This is a genomic window from Bacillus sp. GbtcB14, from assembly GCF_019091205.1.
Classification (GTDB): Bacteria; Bacillota; Bacilli; order Bacillales; family Bacillaceae_G; genus Bacillus_A; species Bacillus_A cereus_AG.
Window position 1 is genome coordinate 1 of sequence record NZ_JAGXJT010000149.1, and the last position, 273, is coordinate 273.

A 273-nucleotide genomic window follows, 5' to 3' on the forward strand; every position below is an offset into this window, starting at 1 on the left:
GTAAAAGTACTGATGCACCTAAGGTAATAATGAGCGGATTATGTGTAAATAGCCCCATTAATTGTGTACGGAGTGTAAGAACGAGGGCGTCCATACATAAAGTGACACCAGCTGCCCCCTTAACCCTTTTCCATACGTGTTCATACGGTTCGTCTTTTTCACCAACCGCAAGCAGGCCTCGCATAATAATCCCTCTTCCCATACCCATCCCAATCCCGAATAAATAACTGAACATAGAGATGTTCCTAGCGTATTGTCTCGCCGCTAATGATT

At 44.3% G+C, this 273-nt stretch carries 1 protein-coding gene; it reads right to left on the reverse strand.

Annotated elements, in window-relative coordinates:
• Positions 1-273 (reverse strand): MATE family efflux transporter (locus KVT31_RS29585; protein WP_254637331.1); only part of this gene is annotated, 273 nt, incomplete at both ends.